The sequence below is a fragment of the Vibrio sp. Vb0304 genome (assembly GCF_033338995.1).
GTDB classification, from domain to species: domain Bacteria; phylum Pseudomonadota; class Gammaproteobacteria; order Enterobacterales; family Vibrionaceae; genus Vibrio; species Vibrio alginolyticus.
The window spans coordinates 1-1,101 of the sequence record NZ_JAWOTT010000309.1 but is presented as its reverse complement, the minus strand read 5'-3'; the positions used below and the strand labels follow the sequence as shown (position 1 = coordinate 1,101).

Below are 1,101 nucleotides of genomic sequence, written 5' to 3'. Positions count from 1 at the left end.
TTCCATTTAAAGCCAACGTACATCAGCAGTTCAGAGTCGGCCAGAACGATTGGCACAGGGCCGGCAATCATATAGCGGCCATAAAGTCTCTGTTTTGGCTTGTTGTAATCTTCAATACTGGTGACAAAGTTTTGCATCGCACGCAGTTGAAAGTTGCTGCGCTTATCGGTGGTTAAGACGTTGCCGTTGTAATCCGAAAAGAACACTCGTGGTCGTGGGTCATGTTTACCTGCGCGATTGCCCTCTACACGGAATAAAATGCGTCCTAGATCGGTTTCTTTGCTGTATTTGTTTTGAATGGCATCACGCGTTTCAATGATCCGCTGATAATGCTCGTCTGGGATGTCGCGTGCTTTCCTTGGATCCAAATGTGGCAGTGATAGCACGGCTATCAACACCAACAGCATAGTGAACCAAAAGATGGCAAAGATGCGTCCATACAAGCTATTAATCTTTGGCAGTTTGATGCGTGATAGGCGCATTAATCCTCCTCAAGCAGCATATAGCCGCGACCACGTAGGGTTTTGATGCGCGGTTTGCCATTGCTTTGGTCGGGCAGCTTTTTGCGTAAGTTCGACACGTGCATATCGATTGCACGGTCAAAGGCCGCCAGTCTTTTACCTAGTACGTCGAGGCTCAACGTCTCTTTGGTGAGTACGTGCCCTGGGTTTTGGACAAAGTGGGTCAACAGCGCGAACTCGGTTGCGGTTAGATCCAGCAATTGTTGATCGCAGTAAGCCTCTTGCTTGCCCGGATACAGGCGCAACTCTTGATACTCAATACAATCGCTGTTTTTGCCGTTTTTCTGCGTGTTACTGGTGCGACGTAAAATCGCGCGAATACGAGCGAGCAGCTCTCGGTCGCTGAAAGGTTTTGGTAAGTAGTCATCTGCGCCGAGCTCTAAACCGATCACTCGATCAATCTCTTCGCCTTTGGCGGTCAACATCAACACGGGGGTTTCCCAGTTCTCTCGCAGACGCTTCAGCGTTTCCATACCATTCAATTTTGGCATCATTACATCCAGTAGGATGAGGTCGATATCGCTATTGATTGCGGCAAGGCCGGCTTCACCGTCGTTTGCTTCACTGACTTCGAATCCTT

General features: G+C 49.0%; 1 protein-coding gene and 1 pseudogene. Both read right to left on the bottom strand.

Translation table 11 applies throughout. The features are described 5' to 3' along the window. Window positions 1–482, bottom strand: a pseudogene (gene cpxA / locus R7P35_RS25860) (envelope stress sensor histidine kinase CpxA); the annotation flags it as partial. Next, a partial coding sequence (locus R7P35_RS25855; protein ID WP_318093315.1) for a response regulator occupies window positions 482–1,101 on the bottom strand: 620 nt, incomplete at its 5' end. The gene R7P35_RS25855 and the pseudogene cpxA, both read right to left, overlap by 1 nt.